Annotated in this window: 21 protein-coding genes and 1 pseudogene; 15 read left to right on the top strand and 7 right to left on the bottom strand. The window is 41.7% G+C overall.

Translation table 11 applies throughout. The annotated features are described in order from the left end of the window. Nucleotides 1-15: 15 nt before the first annotated feature. Nucleotides 16-165, bottom strand: a complete 150-nt coding sequence (locus tag MHH41_RS04190; protein WP_003217849.1) for a small, acid-soluble spore protein K — start codon at nt 163-165, stop codon at nt 16-18. Nucleotides 166-281: 116 nt separating this feature from the next. Here MHH41_RS04190 and MHH41_RS04195 point away from each other — a divergent pair, with 116 nt between their 5' ends. The 3 genes from MHH41_RS04195 to MHH41_RS04205 all read left to right on the top strand — a co-directional run bounded on the left by MHH41_RS04195 (nt 282) and on the right by MHH41_RS04205 (nt 4,506). Beyond that, the gene (locus tag MHH41_RS04195) at nt 282-554 is read left to right on the top strand and encodes a YfhJ family protein (protein WP_003217809.1); all 273 of its coding nucleotides are present in this window, start codon (nt 282-284) and stop codon (nt 552-554) included. 289 nt (nt 555-843) lie between these two features. After that, nucleotides 844-1,827, top strand: a complete 984-nt coding sequence (locus MHH41_RS04200) for a glycosyltransferase family 2 protein (protein WP_003217835.1) — start codon at nt 844-846, stop codon at nt 1,825-1,827. A gap of 87 nt (nt 1,828-1,914) precedes the next feature. Further along, on the top strand, nt 1,915-4,506 hold the full coding sequence (locus MHH41_RS04205; RefSeq protein WP_340865758.1) for a YfhO family protein: 2,592 nt from the start codon (nt 1,915-1,917) through the stop codon (nt 4,504-4,506). Nucleotides 4,507-4,529: 23 nt separating this feature from the next. Here MHH41_RS04205 and MHH41_RS04210 read toward each other — a convergent pair whose 3' ends face one another. After that, nucleotides 4,530-5,663 (bottom strand): FAD-dependent oxidoreductase, encoded by a 1,134-nt coding sequence (locus MHH41_RS04210; RefSeq protein ID WP_340865759.1) that lies wholly within the window; start codon nt 5,661-5,663, stop codon nt 4,530-4,532. Between the two features lie 187 nt (nt 5,664-5,850). Between MHH41_RS04210 and MHH41_RS04215 the strand changes: the two genes are divergently transcribed. After that, entirely contained in the window at nt 5,851-6,318 is a 468-nt protein-coding gene (locus MHH41_RS04215) for a DinB family protein (RefSeq protein ID WP_340865760.1), read from the top strand. A 4-nt stretch (nt 6,319-6,322) separates the two neighbouring features. Here the strand turns inward: MHH41_RS04215 and MHH41_RS04220 are convergent, their stop codons facing one another. The 3 genes from MHH41_RS04220 to MHH41_RS04230 all read right to left on the bottom strand — a co-directional run bounded on the left by MHH41_RS04220 (nt 6,323) and on the right by MHH41_RS04230 (nt 8,235). Next, a complete protein-coding gene (locus MHH41_RS04220; RefSeq protein ID WP_340865761.1) occupies nt 6,323-6,745 on the bottom strand; it encodes a regulatory YrvL family protein in 423 nt (140 codons plus the stop codon). Nucleotides 6,746-6,812: 67 nt separating this feature from the next. Next, nucleotides 6,813-7,976: an oxalate decarboxylase family bicupin gene (locus tag MHH41_RS04225; RefSeq protein ID WP_061407145.1), complete on the bottom strand. Its 1,164-nt coding sequence runs from the start codon at nt 7,974-7,976 to the stop codon at nt 6,813-6,815. Between the two features lie 94 nt (nt 7,977-8,070). Continuing rightward, the gene (locus tag MHH41_RS04230; RefSeq protein ID WP_003217819.1) at nt 8,071-8,235 is read right to left on the bottom strand and encodes a YvrJ family protein; all 165 of its coding nucleotides are present in this window, start codon (nt 8,233-8,235) and stop codon (nt 8,071-8,073) included. Between the two features lie 166 nt (nt 8,236-8,401). Between MHH41_RS04230 and MHH41_RS04235 the strand changes: the two genes are divergently transcribed. Then, nucleotides 8,402-9,004 carry a sigma-70 family RNA polymerase sigma factor gene (locus tag MHH41_RS04235; RefSeq protein WP_340865763.1) on the top strand — a complete coding sequence of 201 codons (603 nt, stop codon included), beginning with the start codon at nt 8,402-8,404 and terminating at the stop codon, nt 9,002-9,004. Next, nucleotides 8,952-9,173: a sigma-O factor regulator RsoA gene (gene rsoA, locus MHH41_RS04240; RefSeq protein WP_029707333.1), complete on the top strand. Its 222-nt coding sequence runs from the start codon at nt 8,952-8,954 to the stop codon at nt 9,171-9,173. The genes MHH41_RS04235 and rsoA overlap by 53 nt, the downstream gene beginning before the upstream one ends. 26 nt (nt 9,174-9,199) lie before the next feature. On the opposite strand, the gene MHH41_RS04245 is transcribed toward rsoA, so the two are convergent. Beyond that, complete coding sequence (locus MHH41_RS04245; RefSeq protein ID WP_113768320.1) at nt 9,200-10,180, bottom strand: metal-dependent hydrolase; 981 nt, start codon at nt 10,178-10,180, stop codon at nt 9,200-9,202. A gap of 191 nt (nt 10,181-10,371) precedes the next feature. Here MHH41_RS04245 and mutY point away from each other — a divergent pair, with 191 nt between their 5' ends. Continuing rightward, nucleotides 10,372-11,472, top strand: coding sequence for an A/G-specific adenine glycosylase (mutY, locus tag MHH41_RS04250; protein ID WP_310026940.1), 1,101 nt, complete (start codon nt 10,372-10,374; stop codon nt 11,470-11,472). Here mutY and MHH41_RS04255 read toward each other — a convergent pair. Then, complete coding sequence (locus MHH41_RS04255; RefSeq protein WP_044139672.1) at nt 11,459-11,683, bottom strand: hypothetical protein; 225 nt, start codon at nt 11,681-11,683, stop codon at nt 11,459-11,461. The genes mutY and MHH41_RS04255 overlap by 14 nt on opposite strands. 81 nt (nt 11,684-11,764) lie before the next feature. Between MHH41_RS04255 and fabL the strand changes: the two genes are divergently transcribed. The 8 genes and pseudogenes from fabL (at nt 11,765) to MHH41_RS04295 (ending at nt 19,330) form a co-directional block, all read left to right on the top strand. Continuing rightward, the gene (gene fabL, locus MHH41_RS04260; RefSeq protein WP_003217873.1) at nt 11,765-12,517 is read left to right on the top strand and encodes an enoyl-[acyl-carrier-protein] reductase FabL; all 753 of its coding nucleotides are present in this window, start codon (nt 11,765-11,767) and stop codon (nt 12,515-12,517) included. Nucleotides 12,518-12,592: 75 nt separating this feature from the next. Further along, nucleotides 12,593-12,739, top strand: a pseudogene (locus MHH41_RS04265) (gamma-type small acid-soluble spore protein); the annotation flags it as partial. Between the two features lie 174 nt (nt 12,740-12,913). Then, entirely contained in the window at nt 12,914-13,174 is a 261-nt protein-coding gene (locus MHH41_RS04270) for a YgaB family protein (protein WP_050944727.1), read from the top strand. A gap of 147 nt (nt 13,175-13,321) precedes the next feature. Beyond that, entirely contained in the window at nt 13,322-13,852 is a 531-nt protein-coding gene (gene ntdP / locus MHH41_RS04275; RefSeq protein WP_003217818.1) for a nucleoside tri-diphosphate phosphatase, read from the top strand. A gap of 93 nt (nt 13,853-13,945) precedes the next feature. After that, nucleotides 13,946-15,688 (top strand): ABC transporter ATP-binding protein, encoded by a 1,743-nt coding sequence (locus MHH41_RS04280; RefSeq protein ID WP_310026946.1) that lies wholly within the window; start codon nt 13,946-13,948, stop codon nt 15,686-15,688. A gap of 112 nt (nt 15,689-15,800) precedes the next feature. Further along, the gene (locus tag MHH41_RS04285) at nt 15,801-16,823 is read left to right on the top strand and encodes an ABC transporter ATP-binding protein (protein ID WP_137055485.1); all 1,023 of its coding nucleotides are present in this window, start codon (nt 15,801-15,803) and stop codon (nt 16,821-16,823) included. Further along, nucleotides 16,792-17,769, top strand: a complete 978-nt coding sequence (locus MHH41_RS04290) for an ABC transporter ATP-binding protein (protein ID WP_310026948.1) — start codon at nt 16,792-16,794, stop codon at nt 17,767-17,769. The genes MHH41_RS04285 and MHH41_RS04290 overlap by 32 nt, the downstream gene beginning before the upstream one ends. Next, nucleotides 17,744-19,330: an ABC transporter substrate-binding protein gene (locus MHH41_RS04295; RefSeq protein WP_044139669.1), complete on the top strand. Its 1,587-nt coding sequence runs from the start codon at nt 17,744-17,746 to the stop codon at nt 19,328-19,330. The genes MHH41_RS04290 and MHH41_RS04295 overlap by 26 nt, the downstream gene beginning before the upstream one ends. The last annotated feature ends 13 nt before the right edge of the window (nt 19,331-19,343 follow it).

A 19,343-nucleotide genomic window follows, 5' to 3' on the forward strand; every position in this document is an offset into this window, starting at 1 on the left:
CTCCCTTTGGAAAAATTAGCGTTTCCCTGATGCCCTCATTCGTTCCTGTGGACGTGTATTCGTCTCACCATTCGGCCTTTTAGACGCATAAGCATCTGTGGCGCCTGGCTCGCCTTCAAATTTGTGATTCACTTGATTTGGAAAGCCCTTTGCTTTATTACGCATCTCGATTCCCTCCAAACAATACAAATCATTTGCGTCTTTTGAAGACGTAAGGGTAGTATATGAAAAAAGAGGTTTTTTTAAAAAGGCACTTTCTGCTAGATGAAGGAGGAATCAACATGGAACAATACTTTGAGCGATTAACAGAACAACTGATGGAAAAAAACAATATGCTGACATATGATGAAGCACGTACATGGGTAGAGCTGCTATGGAGTGATTTTGAAACGACCTATGCAAAGGCTGGCCACAAGTATAAAGGACAGGAAACAACTGAACGGATTGTCCAAGAGTGGATTGAGAGCTACGGTGCGCAGCTGCATTTATTCCAAAATAAACAATCGAAGGCAAACGAGCATCTACAAGAGCAGAATAAAGGGCTGCTTCATTAAAAGAAGTGCCCCTCATCTTTTTCAAGAAATAGGAAAATATATAAATGAGTAAACAATTTTATGATACAATACCCAGTCTGTGATCGAAATTACAGGCTTTTTACAATGGTTAAACTTAAAATTACATTAAATTCATCTTACTGAAAATCACTGGAAATAAAACTTTGATATAATGGAACGATTAAAGAGACATGTAATTTATGGATAATAAAAAAGGGTTTCGTTTCCTGACAAAAAAGGAATAATGAACATATCAGACTATGTGAAAAAAGTGAAGAGAAGGTGCGATATGGAACGAGAATTGCTCTCTGTTATAATTCCTTCTTACAATGAAGGTGAAAACATCAGACGAATCTTTGAGGCACTCGAGGAAGAGTTTCGCGATTTTCATTATGACTTTGAAATCATCTTTGTGAATGATGGAAGCAAAGACAACACACTTCAATATATGAGAGAGCTCTCTCGCAAAAGTGCAAAGGTTAAATACATTTCCTTCTCACGTAACTTTGGGAAGGAAGCCGCTATTCTGGCAGGACTTGAATATGCGAAGGGAGTAGCTGCGATCATCATGGACGCCGACTTGCAGCACCCAACGTATTTGATTCAGGACTTCGTCAGAGGATATGAAGAAGGCTACCATCAAGTCATTGCCAAACGGAACCGTAAAGGAGACAGCAAGCTTCGCTCATATTTATCATCCATGTACTATAAAGTGATGAACAAGGTAGTCGAAGTGGACTTGCGTGATGGCGTCGGAGATTTCCGTTTAATTTCGCGCCAAGCAATTGATGCATTACTTCAGTTGAAAGAAGGAAATCGTTTTTCAAAAGGGCTTTTTTGCTGGATTGGGTTTGAAGAAAAGGTCATCTATTATGAAAATGTAGAAAGACAGCATGGTGATACAAAATGGTCACTAAAGAAGTTGTTTAACTATGGCATAGATGGCGTCATTTCCTTTAACAACCGCCCGCTGCGTATTTGTTTTTATACTGGCATACTGATCTTATTCCTTTCTTTGATTTACATCGTTGCCACCTTTATTCAAATCGTCAGAACGGGCGTGATGGTACCTGGTTATTTCACTTTAATATCGGCTGTGCTTTTCCTCGGAGGTGTCCAGCTTTTGAGTCTAGGTGTGATTGGAGAATATATTGGCCGCATTTATTATGAAACGAAAAAGAGGCCACATTATTTGATCCAAGAATCAAATGTCATGCAACAAGAGACAAGCTCAAAGGAACAAGACCGAGTGTTAACACAGTTATTTAAATAACGTGGAGTCAAATAACCGGCAAGCACGAATCGCTTGCTGGGTTGTTTTGTTTCAAAGAACAATGGATCTTTTGTGGAAAGGATTTAGATGATGAAACGTAGATGGATAATCATTGGAATGTGCCTCATTCTCGCATTATTAGGCCACTCCTTTTTCTTATATGAATATACGCAAGGCCGGTACATGACAGGAGATGGGGATGGCATCTCGCAAATGCTCCCATTTAAAAAGCTGCTTTACGACGAATATGTCAAAGGGAATTTCTTTTATTCCTATCAATTCGGTCTAGGCGGCGGTACATACACGCAATTAGGGTATTATTTCACTACGTCGACGGTCTTTATGGTGACAGTCGCTGTCGTCTGGCTGATGAATGCGCTCCATCTCATACAGTCAACGGACATTCATTTCTGGGCAAATGCCGTGATTTGGCTGAGTGTAATCAAGCTGACGCTTATTCTTTTCATCGCTTACCGTGTGCTTCTTTCAATGGTTCAAAATAGATTGGGTGCACTGACAGGTGCCGCAATTTATGGATTATCTATTGTATATTTCCGGCATCAAACGTTTTGGGAATTTTTCACCGACAGCATGATGTGGCTTCCGCTGCTTGTGCTTGGGGTTGAGCGGATATTCAAAACGGGTAAGCCCGCTTGGTTTATTGCGAGTTGCAGTTTGATGCTGATCAACAACTTTTACTTTGCTTACATTCACTTTATCTTTTTAGCGATATATCTTGTCTTCAGATATATGATCAAGCTGCGAAGTGAGGAGCGCGGGTGGAAGGTGTTTTGGACGCTTGCGATCTCTACACTGTTATCCTTTGGGATCAGTGCCGCCTTTTTTATCCCGTCTGTTTATGGCTTTCTTAACAATATAAGACCGCCGTATGAACAGGCGATTCCTTGGTTCGAGCTGCATGATCATCTGCTGTTTACGAGCAGAGTGTATTTATTACCTGTGATCTTTCTCATTTGTATGTTCCTCGTTCCGCTTTACCGGAACAGGTGGTTTTTCATGTTTACATCGATCAGCGTTCTGCTCATTGTTTTTCACTACAGTCCAAAGATGGCGAGCGTGTTTAATGGTTTTTCAGCACCGCAGTACAGATTTGAATACATTCTTGCCTTTACAGTTGGAGCGGTCGTTGCCATTACGATCAAGCATTTCTCACAAATCGAGTGGAAGTGGAAAAAGCGTGCGGTCTTAGGCGCTTGGATTGTATTCCTTCTCGCAGTCGCTCTTTCAGAACGAGCAAAGGGAAACATGGATGTCGTTGTGTTTACAGGCATAGGACTGGTTGTGATCAGCTTGTTCTTCCTATGGATGCATGCCGAAAAACGTCAGCACCTTCGTCTCTTTTCAGCAGTACTTATTGCCATTAGCCTACTGACAGCAGGCGTGTATCAGCAGGGATACTTATCTGAAAGAAGCAATATTAAGAGCGTATCAGATACGTATCTGAATAGTGAGGCATATGCTGGCCATGAACAAATGAAGCTGATCCAGCAAATTCAAAGCCGCTCAAAAGATCCGCTCGCTCGGATTGATTGGATGAATGGCGTGCGCAACAATACCCCATTATTTGAAGGCTTTCAAGGCATGAGTGTGTATTCAAGTATATTGAATCAGCATTTGCTCAATTTCTATTGGAATGACCTGCAAATCGATATGGGACGGGAAAGTGTCAGCCGGTATGCAACAATGGGGGACAGGGCGAATTTATACAGCTTGACCTACGGAAAGTATTATATGAGAAACAGCATGATACCTTACTCACCACCAGCTTATTTTAAGCCAATCTTGAAAAGTGAGCATTATGAGGTATATGAAAATACTCGGTCACTGCCATTTGCAAGAACAACGAGCACCGTTTATTCAGAACAATCCTTAAAGGATGCCTCAGCACTTGATAAAGAGCATGCGATGCTGCAAGGCGTCATTTTAGACAAAAAAGGAAACGCTGAAATCGAGCACGCAGCAGATCGACTCAAAGATACGAATATTCATACGGAACAAGCTGTATACGAACATGGCGTGCTTGATGTATACGGAGAAATGGGCGGTCTGAATATCACACTTCCAGATGACATCGCTCGCGCTGGGGATGTGTATGTGAGCTTTTATGTGAAGCGGACCGACCGTAACGAAGGATTTCAGTTATCCGTTGACGACTATGTCACATCAAGAAAAAGCAATACATCCATCTACAAAACAGGTGTCAATGAAGTGACGATTCGGGTCCCAGCGGAAAAGATCCTCTCCATTCGAGTACCAAAAGGGACATACGAGCTCAATCAACTGAAGCTGTATCAAGAGCCTTATCGCGTCCTAGAGAAAGCATATGAAAAAGAAAAACAGGATGATGGCAACCAGCAGGTAAAACTAAAAAATAACCGCTTTACGATTTCGTATGATAACAAGCGCGGTGATGACTACATGATTCTGCCTGTTCCATATGAAAAAGGCTGGGAGCTCACGGTGAACGGACACCAAACCGATATTGAAAAAGCCAACTACACTTTTATTGGTTTTCCAATAGAAAAAGGGAAAAACGAGATTGTGCTAACCTACTATCCGCCTTATATCAGAATTCTTGCGTTAATTTCACTCGTCAGTTTGATTGGGGCGATCCTATATGCACGGAGACAACACAAGAAACACCACTTTTCATCATAAGTGGTGTTTTTTTATCTTTCATCTTATACGTAAGTTTCTTCATCCCATTCAATCGTGTATTCGTTCATTTTTTTATCAATATCGTTTTGAATACTTATGTGCTGAAGTAGCGCGTTCAATTCTTCTGTCCTCTTTCTTCGATCCTTTTCATAATAATAGAACGCATCTCGATCATCATGATCCCTTAGCATCTTTGCTAAGACCATGGCATCTTCTAGACTATACGATGCTCCTTGACCAACAAAAGGATTTGCTGTATGTACAGCATCACCTATAAGAACAACTCGTCCTTTTGACCACACAGGAAGATCCTTTATTTCATAGATACTTCTTGGAAAGAACATGTCTGTATGATCGATGATGTCAGATAGGTGTTTAGGAATGTTCCAATGTTCCATTTGTTTATATAATAACTGTCGAATGGTTTCTTTATTGGCTTTCTCAAAATGTTTTGTAGGTAACTTCTCAGGACACTGAGAGAAAGCTTGCCATAAAATATTCATTTTATTTGTTGGATGCGCTTTTCCAAAAATGAATTGAAAGTTTCCGTCATTGTAAAAATAACTTGTTGCCTCATCCAATACAAAATCTTTCACAAACGATACTCCTTGCAGTCCCCAAAAACCGCTATAGTCTAATTTAGCATTAAACGCAACAGCCTCTCTTGTTTTCGAAAAAGTTCCATCTGCTCCTATTACAATATCACCTGTTATCTCAGTTTCATCTTCAAAAAGAACCTGAACGGAATGAGGCTGCTGTTTGATCGAGGTTAACTTTTTGTTGTATTTCACTTCTATTCCTTGACGGTGAACTTCTTTTAAAAGTGATTTGATGATTTGGTCTCTCATGACGTTCAGTAAAGGGGCATCATAATATTTTTCACTATAATTGTGAAAGATCGCTTCTACTTCATTTTCACTGTTTATTTGCTGGATCTTCTTTATCACTGTTGCATTTGCTATCACTTCATTTTTACACCCGATTTCATCCAAAATCTTTACCCCATTCGGAGACAGTAAAAAACCTGCTCCTGTTTCTAATTCTTCATCTGACCTGCTTTCATAAATCGTACTTTCCATCCCAGCCTTTTTTAAAAATAAAGAAGTAGCCAATCCTGCTACACCACTGCCGATAATGATCACATGTTGAGATTTCATTATTTCCCCTCCTCTTTTATAAACAGACCAGTCGGTTTATTTTAGTGCAAAAAAATAAGCTTTTTCATATAGGACAGCGTATCACAATTCCCCCTCTTCATTTGGTAATTAAAGTATATGATAATATGTTATAAATGATTTCGCAAGAATGAAACTAACCAATTTCTAATCAACTTCTTTTAAAAACATGAACAAAGACACCGTGATAAAACACTATGAACACACCCTTGAATGGGTACAATCGCTAACGGAATTAACAGACAAAGAATGGCGCCGCGCCATTGCTGATGGGAAGTGGAGTATTGCTGAGATCATCGCACATTTTGTTCCGTGGGATGAATTTATTTTACATGATCGCCTAAAGGAATTTTGGAACGATCGGGCGTTATGTAAGGCACCTGATGTGCATGAAATGAATATACAGTCAGCCGAAAGGGCAAGACACGAAGAGAGAAGCGAGACGATCGGGCGATTTTTTGCTATCAGAACAGAATTGCTTCAAGAAATGAAGAAAATCGAAGCATCTCGCTGGACTACACCCTTTCTGATCGGTCAAACCGAGCTGACGTTATCAAGTTATTTTCAAGGTTTAATTAAGCATGATCTTCATCATATGGAGCAGGTCAAACAAGCGCTCTCTACAAAAAGACGATAGAGAGTCACGAAGCTTCTTTCTCAAATGGAAACGTCGCATAATCAAATAAAAAATGAAATAGCCAAAGACTTAGCGCAAAGAGAATTTCTTCAGAAGTATTCAGCAAAATGCCGTCAACCAATTCGTCTGATACATAGACAGCACCCCAAATAAACAAAAGGTGAAGTAAAACGGCATAGAAAACGATGGATCGTTTTTTGGACCGGCATTTTCGAACAAACCGTATGAGCACGTGTTCCAGATGTTCAAAAGAGATCCCGAGTACAACATAGATGCCCATAAACAGTAGCAGCGATAAAATCGATTGATAAAAAGCACCGGTCAAATGAAAGAACAGCACACAAAACAACAAAAATATGTAACAGATAGCTGATATCGCCATCAGCCATTTCAGCCCTTGCCATAAAGCGTGAACAGATTGTTGCATGGGTAAACAACACTCCTTTACATGAAGATACCTGCAAAAAGGACAGCCTTTTTGCAGGAAGGTGGAATTAATCCTCTTTTTTAGTCGCAGCGATGACAGGGTGTTTTTCAGTATCAAGCAATTTCAAGAATTCTTCACCTTGATCTAAATGATCAAGAACAAGCTGTTTCGGTGTGACTGCAAGCCACTGATTCAGTGAGATATCTGCATAATGGTCGCTCTTGAAGATTTCTAAGAAATAAAGTGGTTCGTCACCTGTATTTTCTACATAATGCCCCATCGCAAATGGCACATAGCCAACGTCTCCCGCCTGATAGTTAAAGGTTCTCGCATGTCCATCAGAAGCAAAGACCGTCATTCGTGCCTTTCCAGATATGAAATATTGCCATTCATCCGTATTTGGGTGCCAGTGCAGCTCACGAATGGCACCTGGATCAACTTTCACAAGAGCAGAGGCAATCGTTTTAGAGGCTTTGAAATTGGTAGAATCCGCAATCCACACTTGTCCCCCGCTTGACGTAATCGGCTCTTGCTTTAACAGCTCATATTTAAAGGAGTTCGGGACTTCTCCTTGCTCTGTTTTCACCTTGTCACACTCAAGGGAACCAGGAATTCCTTTTTGGAAAATATACTTCTCTTTCTCTGGCAGTTTTTCAAATTGCTCCTTTGTCATTCCAAAGTTTTGGAGCACAACTTCCTCTGGCGTATGGGCAAGCCAATCAGTCACTTGGAACGTACTATTTTCAGAGAAGGAACCATCATCAAACACAAGCAAGAACTCAGCTCCCGGTTCAAGTGCTTGAATAGAGTGCGGCAAGCCGGAAGGGAAGTACCATAAATCTCCCTCAGTCACATCCTCTGTAAAATTCCGTCCCTCTGCATCAACCGATGTAATTCGTGCTTCCCCATAAATCATGTACGCCCATTCCGCTTCCTTATGCCAGTGCAACTCGCGAATTGCACCAGGCTTTAGCCGCATGTTCACAGAGGCAAGACTTTTAGAAATTGGCAGTTCACGCACCGTTACCTCGCGGGCATAGCCGCCTTTTTCTAAACGGTTATGTGTATCAGAAAAAGAATATTTCATGTTGGGAACCGTTCCATGATCGGTTTCTGGCGGCGTGAGCATATCTGGGTTTTGTCTGTCCCGCTCGAGATTACGTGGAATTTTGACCGTTGCTCCTTTTTCTCCTCGAATCGGCTGTGGTACACCATTTTGCTTTTCACTCATGATAAAATCCCCTTTCAACATCGTATTGTGTGAGGTGACAAAAGGCCTTTCATTTCGCCCTCGTTTTCATAAGGTGAAACGAATCAAGAAGATGTCAATCTGATTCATCATTTTTTTGAACAGCGACCAATCGTTGGATGAGCTTGCTTAATTCATCAAACTTTCGTTCAAAACGTGTCAGCAAATAAACCGTCAAAATGGCAGGAAAGCCAGCCTGACCGAGCTGCTTCAGCCATTCCTCCGAAAAAAAGGTCTCCATTTGTCTCACCTCCCAGCGGATGCTCGTCATCTTTATAAGTGGTATGAAAGAAGAAATAGGAAATCAAAGGGGGAGAAAATGAACCATTAGACCCGTTTTACAAAGTTTACTTTTTTTAACTTTTGTCCACTTAATGCAAGTAGAGAGAACAAAGGGGAGGATGCACATGGATTATCGGCTGTTATTGAAAGCAAAATGGAATGAAATCGTTGATCACCCGCTCATTCAGCAATTTTTAAGTAACCCTGAAAACCAGCAGCTGCTTAAGCAAGTCATGGAAGAGCCAAACGAAGAAAATGCGAAAAAACTAGATTCCGAGTTCAAGCAGTTTTATCAAAAAATCCGCATCATCAAGTATATTTCCACAATGATCCGCATCTTTTCAGTCGACTTTGACAAACGAGTCAAAAAAAAGCAGCAGCGTTTTCCGCTCATCCTCGATCATCCTGATACGCAAGAAGTGAAAGATCCTGTTCAAACAGATACGTATGAAGCTGTGCTCTTCAACCAGCAAGACCTAGGGGAGCACCTGCAAGATCAAAGATTGTACAAGGCCTACCAGCAGCTCACAGACAAACAAAAAATGGTCTTAACCCATATTTATGTTGAAGGTCAAACAATGAAAGAAATAGCCGATCGGCTAGGCGAAACGAGACAAAACATCTCAAACATTCACAAAAAAGCGCTCAACAAACTAAAAGAAGAAACAGGGGGAGATGTCCGTGCACGAAGACAAAATGACCAATGGAGAAATGGAAGAACTCATTGAAACCTTCACACCCATGATCAAAAAGAAACTACAAAACACGGCATATCAAGAAAGAGAAGACCTCGAACAAGAACTCTATATCAAACTCATCGAAAAAATAGACCGGCTGATTTACCAAGAAGGACCTGGATTTTGGGAGTTTATTGTGGAATATATGACGAAGTTGTAAGAGTTTTAAGCACAAAAAAGACTCGCTCACACAGAGCCGAGTCTTAATTTTTTTTGCAGTTTTTCTTCACTGAAAATCCAGCCGGTATAGGAATTTTTGATTTGGTGGTCCATGTCGATATGGCAGATCGCGACAAAAGGATAGTGACCTTTGCTGCGGTAGCGCAAATCAATGAACCGCACTTCATAATGATCCTTGTATTTATCTACTTCCCACCGGTAGACAGGGGAGAAGGAGAGAAAGGCTGAAATGTTTTCATCTTGCTTGGCAATTTTCATAATTTCTGTGTCAGGGACCGGCACCCGGTTAAAGGTGTCTAAAATGACAACCTCTCCATTCATACTGCGCCCAACATGGAAAGAGGATTTACATTTCACGGCAATGCGCCATTGTCTGAACTTCATTGTAGGCGAAATAATAATCTCTTCAATTTCATCGAATTGTGCACGCAGCTGATGTTTAATCTGAAGCTGCATGATCACCCTGACGATATAGTAACAAAAAATCACCGCATACAGCGTAATGAACGTATAGCCGGGATGCCCGCCAATCGCCCATACGACAATGGCGACAAGGTGTGTAAAAAAGATAAACGGATCAAACGTATTAATGATCCCAAGCGCTACCCACTTCTTCGAAAATGGACGAATGGCCTGCGTGCCATATGCATTGAAAATATCGACAAACACATGAAGCACAACGGCTAATAGGGTCCATAACCAGAGGTGAAGTAAATTCGCCCCTGGCACAAATGGGAAAATCACAGCCGGAATCAGCAATGACCAAAACAGTACAGCCGGAATGGAATGTGTAAATCCTCGGTGATTTCTTATATAAACCGCATTATTTTTAAGTTTTAGCACAGTATCAATGTCTGGTGCTTGGGAGCCGGCGATGGTCGCGATCATCACGGCGTGTGCCATGTGTGGATCTGCGCTGACGGCTGGATCTAAAAGTGCAAGTCCCCCAAGAGAAATGCCCATTACTACATGAGTACCAGTGTCCAATTGATTACCTCCTAGTTGTCATGCTTAGGAACAATCATACAAAGTATACGTCTCCAATCAAGACTATGTGCAAAATCACTTTTGCTTTATCCCGATTTAATGTAACATGTTAACGTATCTACAAACAGTATACAACAAATAAGGTTCTTTTCAGAACGTTAGCCCTCGGTCCAATGAGAAGGAGTATAGATATGAAAGACATTCAAGAAAAGCTGGACCGCAAAGATATTGCGGGCTTTCAGCATGATTTAATTGATTGGTATGAAAAAGAACAACGAACATTGCCATGGCGTGAAAATCAAGATCCATACCGCGTTTGGGTATCAGAAGTGATGCTTCAGCAAACGAGAGTAGATACGGTCATTCCGTACTTCAACCGGTTTATGGAGCAATTCCCGACGGTGAAAGATCTCGCTTTAGCTGATGAAGAAAAGGTCATGAAAGCATGGGAAGGTCTTGGCTACTACTCAAGAGTGCGTAATTTACAGGCAGCTGTGAAAGAAGTATATGAATCCTACGGTGGCATTGTCCCTGATACGAAAGAGCAATTTTCAAAGCTCAAAGGTGTAGGTCCGTATACGAGCGGCGCAGTACTGAGTATCGCCTATAACAAGCCGTACCCTGCGGTAGACGGCAACGTGATGAGGGTCATTTCCCGTATTTTGTCCATATGGGATGATATTGCAAAACCAAAAACGAGAAATATTTTCGAGTTTGCGGTGGATCAGCTCATTTCCCGGGAAAAGCCATCAGAATTCAATCAAGGGGTGATGGAGCTAGGTGCGCTCATCTGCACCCCAACATCTCCTGCCTGCCTTATTTGCCCTGTGAACATGCATTGCTCGGCACTCGAAGAAGGCGTTCAGCATGAGCTCCCAGTGAAAAGCAAAAAGAAAAAACCGACTGCAAAATCAATGGCAGCAGTGGTGTTATTTGATGATGCAGGCAACCTCTATATTCATAAGCGGCCAAGTACAGGCCTGCTTGCGAATTTATGGGAATTCCCTAACTTGGAAACCATAAAGGGAAGAAAAACGGAAAAAGAGCAGCTAATGGATTTCTTAAAAGAGGAGGCAGGTGTACAAGCAGAGCTTGGTGATTTAGAAGGCACCATTCAGCATGTATTTACCCACCTCATCTGGAATATTTCCGTATTCTTTGGACGTGTGACATCTGTATCTGATGACACGATGCTGAAAAAAGTGACAACAGAAGAATTTGAGGCATATGCTTTGCCAGTCTCACACCAAAAAATTTGGAAGATGGCACTTGAACAGCCTAGTCATATTTAACCGTTGTACCATGGGTATAATCGGCTTCATTTCGGTGCAGACCCCCGCGGTTTTCAATTTCAGAAATGATTTCTCGATACTTAGATTGCCCTTCTTCGTTTAAATAAGGTAAAATTTGTTGGAAAGCATGATGAAAGTAAGCAAGCTCAGTATCTTTCCATTGATCCTTGGACATCATGCCAAGCTGGCTTAAATCGCGTCCGACATACATGAATGTAACCTCCTAATAGGAACTTTCCTATTAGTGTGAAGCGAATGAACGAAAACTATTCAAATCAGGAGATGAACCATAATGAGTCAACGTAAATGTGCATTAATTACAGGCAGCAGCAGAGGTGTAGGGAAAGAAGTTGCCCTTCGCCTAGCTGAAAAAGGATATGACATTGTCATTAACTATGCGAGAAGCAAAAAAGCCGCACTTGAAACAGCGGAAGAAATTGAAGCGATGGGTGTGAAAACATTGGTTGTCAAAGCCAATGTAGGTCAGCCAGAGAAAATCAAAGACATGTTTCAGCAAATCGACGAAACCTTTGGCCGTTTAGATATATTTGTGAACAATGCGGCATCTGGTGTTCAGCGTCCAATCATGGACCTTGAAGAAAATCATTGGGACTGGACGATGAATATTAATGCGAAAGCTTTATTATTCTGCGGACAAGAAGCGGCGAAATTAATGGAGAAAAACGGCGGCGGACATATCGTCAGCATTAGCTCACTAGGCTCCATTCGCTACCTTGAAAATTACACAGTAGTCGGCGTATCAAAAGCAGCATTAGAAGCATTGACGCGTTATCTATCCGTTGAGCTGTCACAAAAAAATATTGTCGTGAATGCCGTATCTGGTGGCGCGATCGATACAGATGCACTTAAGCACTTCCCGAACCGAGAAGAGCTTTTAGAAGACGCGAAGAAAAACACTCCTGCTGGCCGAATGGTAGAAATTAAAGACATGGTCGATAGCGTCGAATTCCTTGTGTCAGGCAAGGCAGACATGATTAGAGGACAGACGATTATTGTGGATGGCGGACGTTCTTTGCTTGTTTAAAAAAATCATGAATAGGAAGTACACCTTCTGCACAAATTAATGTGCGTGGAGGTGATAATGATGGATAAACAACAAAACAAAACAAACGCACAACAAGTGAAAAAACAAAACCAAGCTACTGCTCAAGGTCAATATGGTACTGAATTTGCTAGCGAGACTGACGCACAGCAAGTAAAAAAATACAACCAAAAAGCTGAGCAAAACAAACAACAAAACAGCTAATCACTGAAACAGAGGGAAGCACTTCATCTACGAATGAAGTGCTTTTCTTTTTGCCTCTCCCCACCATCCGACAAAACCTGTAAAGCCTCTACATAAACAGTCAAAGGATTTCTGCAATCTTTCAAGAAATGGTATACAGACAAAAAGTGGATGAAAATAAAAGGGAGGAGTTAGATGTCTGATTTCGATCAGCTTGTAAAAGAACAAATGCAGCTCATGGATCAACTGCTCAATGTACAGGGAGAACTCGATCTATGCTTAGAAACAGAAAAACAATTGCTGCAAGATGAAAAACAAGAAGAGTGGACTAGGCTTCATGATCAAATCAAACAGAAACGTAAGGAACTGCAAAAAATCCAAACCTTGTTTACAAAACAGACAGAAGAGGTCATCAATTCATATAAGCAGATGGAAAAGAGTTCAACCGTGATGTAAGACAGTGTGCCGTTCAATTGGGTTGAATGGCTTTTTCATTTCATTTTTTAATGATGTAACGGTATAATATGATAGAGACATGTTTAGTTGGGAAATTAGGTCTTTGGACTGTTATGTTTTTTTGTTATAGAAAGTAGGGGAGAAAATATGGGCTATCCCAAGGAAGGAGAAAGCATCCAAATTCAAAGCTATAAACACAATGGCTTGATCCACAGGATTTGGAATGAAACCACCATTCTGAAAGCAACGGAATTGTGTATCATTGGTGCAAACGACCGGACAATGGTGACTGAATCCGACGGCCGTACTTGGATGACGAGAGAACCGGCTATTTGCTATTTCCATGCAAAACAATGGTTTAATGTGATTGGGATGCTTAGAGATGATGGGGTATATTATTACTGCAACATCAGCTCTCCTTTTGCAACAGATGAAGAAGCAATTAAGTATATTGATTACGACTTAGATGTCAAAGTCTTTCCAGACATGACGTATAATATTTTGGATGAGGATGAATATGCAGATCATAAGAGGCAGATGAATTATCCAAAGGAAATCGATAGTATCTTAAGAGAGCATCTGAATACATTATTGCATTGGATTCACCAGCGGAAAGGTCCGTTTGCTCCTGAATTTGTGGATATGTGGTATGAACGTTTTTTACATTATACAAAATAAGCAAGAGCAGCAAAAACCTGTTTAGCTTTTAGGCTAACAGGTTTTTGATTGCGTACGGATAAGAGGCACTGATAGATTGGGAAGGAGATTTACATGGGGGTCATTAAACGCTACATGGCTTTTGTAACACCGTATAAGAAACAGATTGCATTGACAATGGTCATCGGGATGATCAAGTTCTCGATTCCCTTAACATTGCCTCTGCTTTTAAAGTATGTCATTGATGATGTCATTCAAGGCTCGGGGTCGGCTGAAGAAAAGACATCATCTCTACTGATCATTATGGGAATCATGCTCGTCTTATTTTTAGTGATGAGGCCGCCTGTTGAATACTATAGACAATACTATGCGCAGTGGACAGGCAGTAAGGTATTGTTTGATATTCGAGAAAAGCTGTTTTCGCATATTCAAAAGCTCAGCCTTCGTTATTATGCCAACACGAGAACAGGAGAAATCATTTCTAGAGTCATCAACGATGTGGAACAGACAAAAGAATTTGTCATCACAGGTCTTATGAACATTTGGCTAGATTTGATGACCGTGCTGATCGTGATCGCCATTATGTGTACACTGGACATCAAGCTCACCATCGTGTCTGTCATTATTTTTCCGTTATATGCGTTTGCAGTGAAGTATTTTTACGGACGGCTCCGCAAGCTGACAAAAGAGCGGTCACAGGCGCTGGCTGAAGTGCAAGGGCATCTTCATGAGCGGGTACAAGGAATGCCAGTCATTCGGAGCTTTGCCATTGAAGAATATGAACAAGAGAATTTTCATGATGAAAACAAAAATTTCTTAAACAAAGCGATTAATCACACGAATTGGAACGCTAAAACATTTGCCGTCGTCAATACCATTACTGATATTGCACCGCTATTGATCATTGCATTTGCTGGCTACACTGTCATTAATGGATCACTTTCGATCGGGACCATGATTGCCTTTGTCGGTTATATTGACCGGATGTACAACCCGATTCGCCGCCTCATAAACTCATCCACGACTTTAACTCAGTCAGTAGCGTCAATGGATCGTATCTTTGAATTTATTGATGAGCCATACGAGGTAACAGATCGGTCGAATGCGAAAGAAGCCGATCATTTAAAAGGAGAGGTCGAATTTAAAAATGTATCGTTTCGTTATGAACACACGCAGGAAGAGATTCTCCGCAATATCTCCTTGAAAGTAGAAAAAGGACAAACGGTTGCGCTTGTAGGAATGAGCGGTGGAGGGAAGTCGACTCTCGTCAGCTTAATTCCAAGATTTTATGATGTGACAAACGGATCACTTGAAATTGACGGCATTGATATAAAAGAGTACAGAGCAAGAAGCCTTCGAAATCAAGTCGGAATGGTGCTGCAGGATACATTCTTATTCAGTGACACGATTAAAGAAAACATTGCCGTTGGAGATCCAGAAGCCTCTTTTGAAAAAATCGTTTCGGCTGCAAAAGCGGCAAATGCCCATGATTTTATCATGTCTCTTCCAGAAGGATATGACACGAAGGTAGGAGAACGGGGCGTGAAGCTGTCAGGTGGTCAAAAACAACGGATTTCCATTGCAAGGGTCTTTCTAAAAAATCCACCGCTGTTGATTTTAGATGAAGCAACGTCTGCACTAGATTTAGAAAGTGAACATTACATTCAAGAAGCGATGCAAAAGCTAGCAAAGGACCGCACAACCTTTATTGTCGCGCACCGCTTATCAACAATTACACATGCTGACCTCATTGTCGTCATGGAACAAGGTGAGATTGTGGAAAAAGGAACACACGAAGAATTAATGAACAGAGACAGCCACTATCGCCATCTTTTTACCATTCAAACATTAAATTAGTAGAAGCCTATCCGATTCTAGCGGATAGGCTTTTTTATGCTTGTCAAAAACATGACATATTTCCCAGCTTGTCTCAATACAATTTTAAAAAGTATGACGGGGTGGTGAATATGTGAAAGAACAAGACGTGCTGCTAGATGTCAAACAGCTGTCCATTGCATTTCAGCAAAAAAAGCAAAAAGTACCCATCGTCCATCACATATCGTTCTCGATTCAAAAAGGAGAAACCTTAGGAATTGTTGGCGAATCTGGCTGCGGGAAAAGTATCACATCTATGTCATTAATGGGACTGAACCAGCAAACAGATACAACGGGAGAGATTCAATTCGAAGGGCAAAACCTGCTGTCGCTTTCAGAAAAACAGTGGCGAGAAATAAGAGGAAATGACATTTCGATGATTTTTCAAGAACCAATGACCTCTCTAAACCCATTAATGACCATCGGCAAACAAATGACGGAAGCCCTTTTCACACATCAAGCAATCGGTCAAAAAGAAGCAAAAGCGAAGGCGGTTGATCTGCTTCAGACAGTCGGATTGAAGCAAGCCGAATCGTTGCTTAAAAAATACCCGCATGAATTATCAGGTGGCATGCGCCAGCGTGTGATGATTGCGATGGCGATGCTTTGTCACCCAAAGCTCATGATCGCAGATGAACCAACAACTGCACTTGATGTGACCATCCAAGCGCAAATCCTTCGCCTGCTCAAAAAGCTGAATGAAGAGATGGACACCGCGATCTTATTTATTACCCATGATCTAGGTGTCGTGCGGCAAATATGCCAGCGAGTCATGATTATGTATGCCGGTCGAATCGTAGAAGAAGGAACCGTTGACCGTATTTTTCAAAAACCTCTGCATCCCTACACAAAAGGGCTTTTCGCCTCAGTCCCATCGTTTAAAGAGAAAAAAGAAAAGCTCATCTCTATTGCAGGTCATGTACCGAAGCCTGGGACCATTCGATCCGGCTGTCAATTTGCCGCGCGCTGCCCCTATCAAATGGCGCAATGTCTTGAAGAAGATCCAGTTTTACAATCCATTGAACAGGATCACCGCGTGGCATGCTTTCTAATGGAAGGAGGAGAAGACACTGAGTCACCCACTCTTGCAAGTGAATCAACTGACAAAACGGTATGACACAGCCGCTTTTTTTTCTAAACACAAACATTCGACTCTGGCTTTAAATCAAGTGTCCTTTCACGTGAAGGAGGGGGAAACACTTGGCATTGTTGGTGAATCAGGCTGCGGGAAATCAACACTTGGCAAAAGCTTAATGAGATTGACTGAACCGACGTCAGGCTTTATTCAACTGAAAGGGCAAGAGGTCACTCTTTTGAAAGAAAGAGAGATGCGTTCTTTAAGAAAAGACATTCAAATGATTTTTCAAGATCCATACGCTTCATTAAATCCACGAATGAAAATCAAAGATATTTTAGAGGAACCGCTCATTGTCCATCGACATGGAACGAAAGCAGAAAGACGGAAGCGGGTAAAAGAGATGCTACATATTGTCGGATTTGATCCATCCTACGGAGAACGTTATGCGCACCAATTCAGCGGCGGACAAAGGCAGCGTATTGGTATTGCTAGAGCACTCATTACCCATCCAAGTCTTGTCATTGCCGATGAACCCGTTTCAGCTTTAGATGTATCCGTTCAAGCCCAAATTTTGAATTTGATGCTTGAATTGCAAAAGACACTTTCTCTAACGTATCTATTTATTTCTCACGATCTTGGTGTTGTCAGATATATGAGCGACCGAATCGCAGTCATGTATGCAGGCCGCATTGTCGAGATGGGGCCTGCCGAAGACGTATTTCACAGCCCGCTTCATCCTTATACATCGCTGCTTCTGAAATCCATTCCACATATGGATCACGTGCTAGAGACGCAAGATGTGTCGGCAGAAGAGTCTGCCATGACACCAAGCGGCGGTTGTCCTTTCTACAAAAGGTGTCCAAAAAGGTGGGAGAAATGCTTAAAAGCAGTACCTACTTTGTATGAGGAGGAAGCGGGGCACGCGGCGGCGTGTTACTTATATCAAAAGGAGGAACACAATGAAGAAGACATGGTTGTTCAGTAGTTTCATTTTTGTGCTGGCACTTGCACTGTTTTTAGGGGGATGCTCGTCCGCTCCGTCATCAGAAGAGAAGGCAACAAAAGACACCCTCGTATTTGGCAGAGGAGGAGACTCCACTTCACTTGATCCAATCACAACAACAGAAGGCGAAACCTTCAAGGTCACAGAGAATATGTTTGAAAAGCTGCTGAATTACGGTGAGAAAGACACGACCATCCACCCAGGTCTCGCAACAGACTGGGATGTTGCAAAGGACGGAAAATCGTACACATTCTACTTAAGAGAAGGTGTGAAATTTCACGATGGCACAGACTTTAACGCAGAAGCGGTGAAATTCAACTTTGACCGCTGGATGAATGGCGATGCAGAAAAATTCCCTTACTACGGCATGTTTGGCGGGTATAAAAAAGATAAAGGCCATGTGATTAAGGACATCATCGTCAAAGGTGAGCATGAAGTTGAATTTCAGCTAAAGCGCCCGCAGGCGACATTCCTTAAAAATATTGCCATGTCACCGTTTGGCATCGCGAGTCCTGCAGCTGTTGAAAAAAGCGGCGATTCCTTTCGCGAAAATCCAGTAGGAACAGGACCATTCAAATTTAAAGAGTGGAAACAAAACGACCGTATCGTGTTAGAAAAGAACGAAGATTACTGGCAGAAGGATAAACCAAAACTGAATCAAATCATCTTCCGCTCGATCCCAGAAAACTCGGCTCGCTTAAATGCATTGAAAACAGGCGAGATCGATTTGATGGATGGCGTGAATCCGTCAGATTTAGATGGCATTAAAACGGATCAAGCACTCCAGCTCATTGAAAGACCATCAATGAATGTAGGTTATATCGGACTGACCGTCACAAGAAAGCCGCTTGATAACAAGCTCGTTCGTCAAGCGCTCAATTACGCGGTCGATAAAGAATCCATTATTAAGTCATTTTATGGAGGACTTGCCGAGCCAGCAAAAAACCCTCTTCCTCCAGCTTTAGAAGGTTACAATGACGACATTGATCCATATCCGTATGATCCTGAAAAAGCGAAGGAACTTTTAAAAGAAGCGGGCTTTCCTGACGGCTTTCGCATCAAGCTTTGGGCGATGCCTGTACCGCGTCCGTATATGCCAGATGGGATGAAGGTAGCAGAAGTCATTCAATCAAACTTTGAAAAGGTCGGCGTCAAAGCAGAAATTGTGACTTACGACTGGGCGACCTATTTAGATAAGGCAAGTAAAGGGGAAGCTGATGTGTTCTTATTAGGCTGGACAGGGGACAATGGCGATCCTGATAATTTCATCTACACACTTTTGGACAAAGACAGCATTGGCGGCAACAACTATACATTCTTCGAAAACGATAAAATGCATGACATCCTCATTGAAGCGCAAACAGACACAGATCAAAAGAAACGAAATGAGCTATATAAAAAAGCACAAGAAATCATTCATGATGAAGCACCTTGGATTCCATTGGTGCATTCCATCCCAATGCTTGCAGCATCTAGTGATTTAAAAGGCTACCAGCCGCATCCAACTGGTTCAGAAGCTTTGACTGACGTGTATTTCGAATAAGCAAATAAGGGAG

It is taken from the genome of Bacillus sp. FSL K6-1145 (assembly GCF_038003425.1).
In the GTDB taxonomy this organism is placed as follows: Bacteria; Bacillota; Bacilli; order Bacillales; family Bacillaceae; genus Bacillus; species Bacillus pumilus.

Excerpts from the sequence above, each read along its gene's own strand:
- MHH41_RS04230 (WP_003217819.1), bottom strand. The coding sequence starts at position 8,235 with ATGGAGACCTTTTTTTCGGAGGAATGGCTGAAGCAGCTCGGTCAGGCT.
- MHH41_RS04225 (WP_061407145.1), bottom strand. The coding sequence starts at position 7,976 with ATGAGTGAAAAGCAAAATGGTGTACCACAGCCGATTCGAGGAGAAAAA.
- MHH41_RS04270 (WP_050944727.1), top strand. The coding sequence starts at position 12,914 with ATGTCTGATTTCGATCAGCTTGTAAAAGAACAAATGCAGCTCATGGAT.
- fabL (WP_003217873.1), top strand. The coding sequence starts at position 11,765 with ATGAGTCAACGTAAATGTGCATTAATTACAGGCAGCAGCAGAGGTGTA.
- MHH41_RS04215 (WP_340865760.1), top strand. The coding sequence starts at position 5,851 with ATGAACAAAGACACCGTGATAAAACACTATGAACACACCCTTGAATGG.
- mutY (WP_310026940.1), top strand. The coding sequence starts at position 10,372 with ATGAAAGACATTCAAGAAAAGCTGGACCGCAAAGATATTGCGGGCTTT.
- MHH41_RS04220 (WP_340865761.1), bottom strand. The coding sequence starts at position 6,745 with ATGCAACAATCTGTTCACGCTTTATGGCAAGGGCTGAAATGGCTGATG.
- MHH41_RS04295 (WP_044139669.1), top strand. The coding sequence starts at position 17,744 with ATGAAGAAGACATGGTTGTTCAGTAGTTTCATTTTTGTGCTGGCACTT.
- rsoA (WP_029707333.1), top strand. The coding sequence starts at position 8,952 with ATGTCCGTGCACGAAGACAAAATGACCAATGGAGAAATGGAAGAACTC.
- ntdP (WP_003217818.1), top strand. The coding sequence starts at position 13,322 with ATGGGCTATCCCAAGGAAGGAGAAAGCATCCAAATTCAAAGCTATAAA.
- MHH41_RS04205 (WP_340865758.1), top strand. The coding sequence starts at position 1,915 with ATGATGAAACGTAGATGGATAATCATTGGAATGTGCCTCATTCTCGCA.
- MHH41_RS04280 (WP_310026946.1), top strand. The coding sequence starts at position 13,946 with ATGGGGGTCATTAAACGCTACATGGCTTTTGTAACACCGTATAAGAAA.
- MHH41_RS04200 (WP_003217835.1), top strand. The coding sequence starts at position 844 with ATGGAACGAGAATTGCTCTCTGTTATAATTCCTTCTTACAATGAAGGT.
- MHH41_RS04195 (WP_003217809.1), top strand. The coding sequence starts at position 282 with ATGGAACAATACTTTGAGCGATTAACAGAACAACTGATGGAAAAAAAC.
- MHH41_RS04255 (WP_044139672.1), bottom strand. The coding sequence starts at position 11,683 with ATGTATGTCGGACGCGATTTAAGCCAGCTTGGCATGATGTCCAAGGAT.
- MHH41_RS04190 (WP_003217849.1), bottom strand. The coding sequence starts at position 165 with ATGCGTAATAAAGCAAAGGGCTTTCCAAATCAAGTGAATCACAAATTT.
- MHH41_RS04210 (WP_340865759.1), bottom strand. The coding sequence starts at position 5,663 with ATGAAATCTCAACATGTGATCATTATCGGCAGTGGTGTAGCAGGATTG.
- MHH41_RS04235 (WP_340865763.1), top strand. The coding sequence starts at position 8,402 with ATGGATTATCGGCTGTTATTGAAAGCAAAATGGAATGAAATCGTTGAT.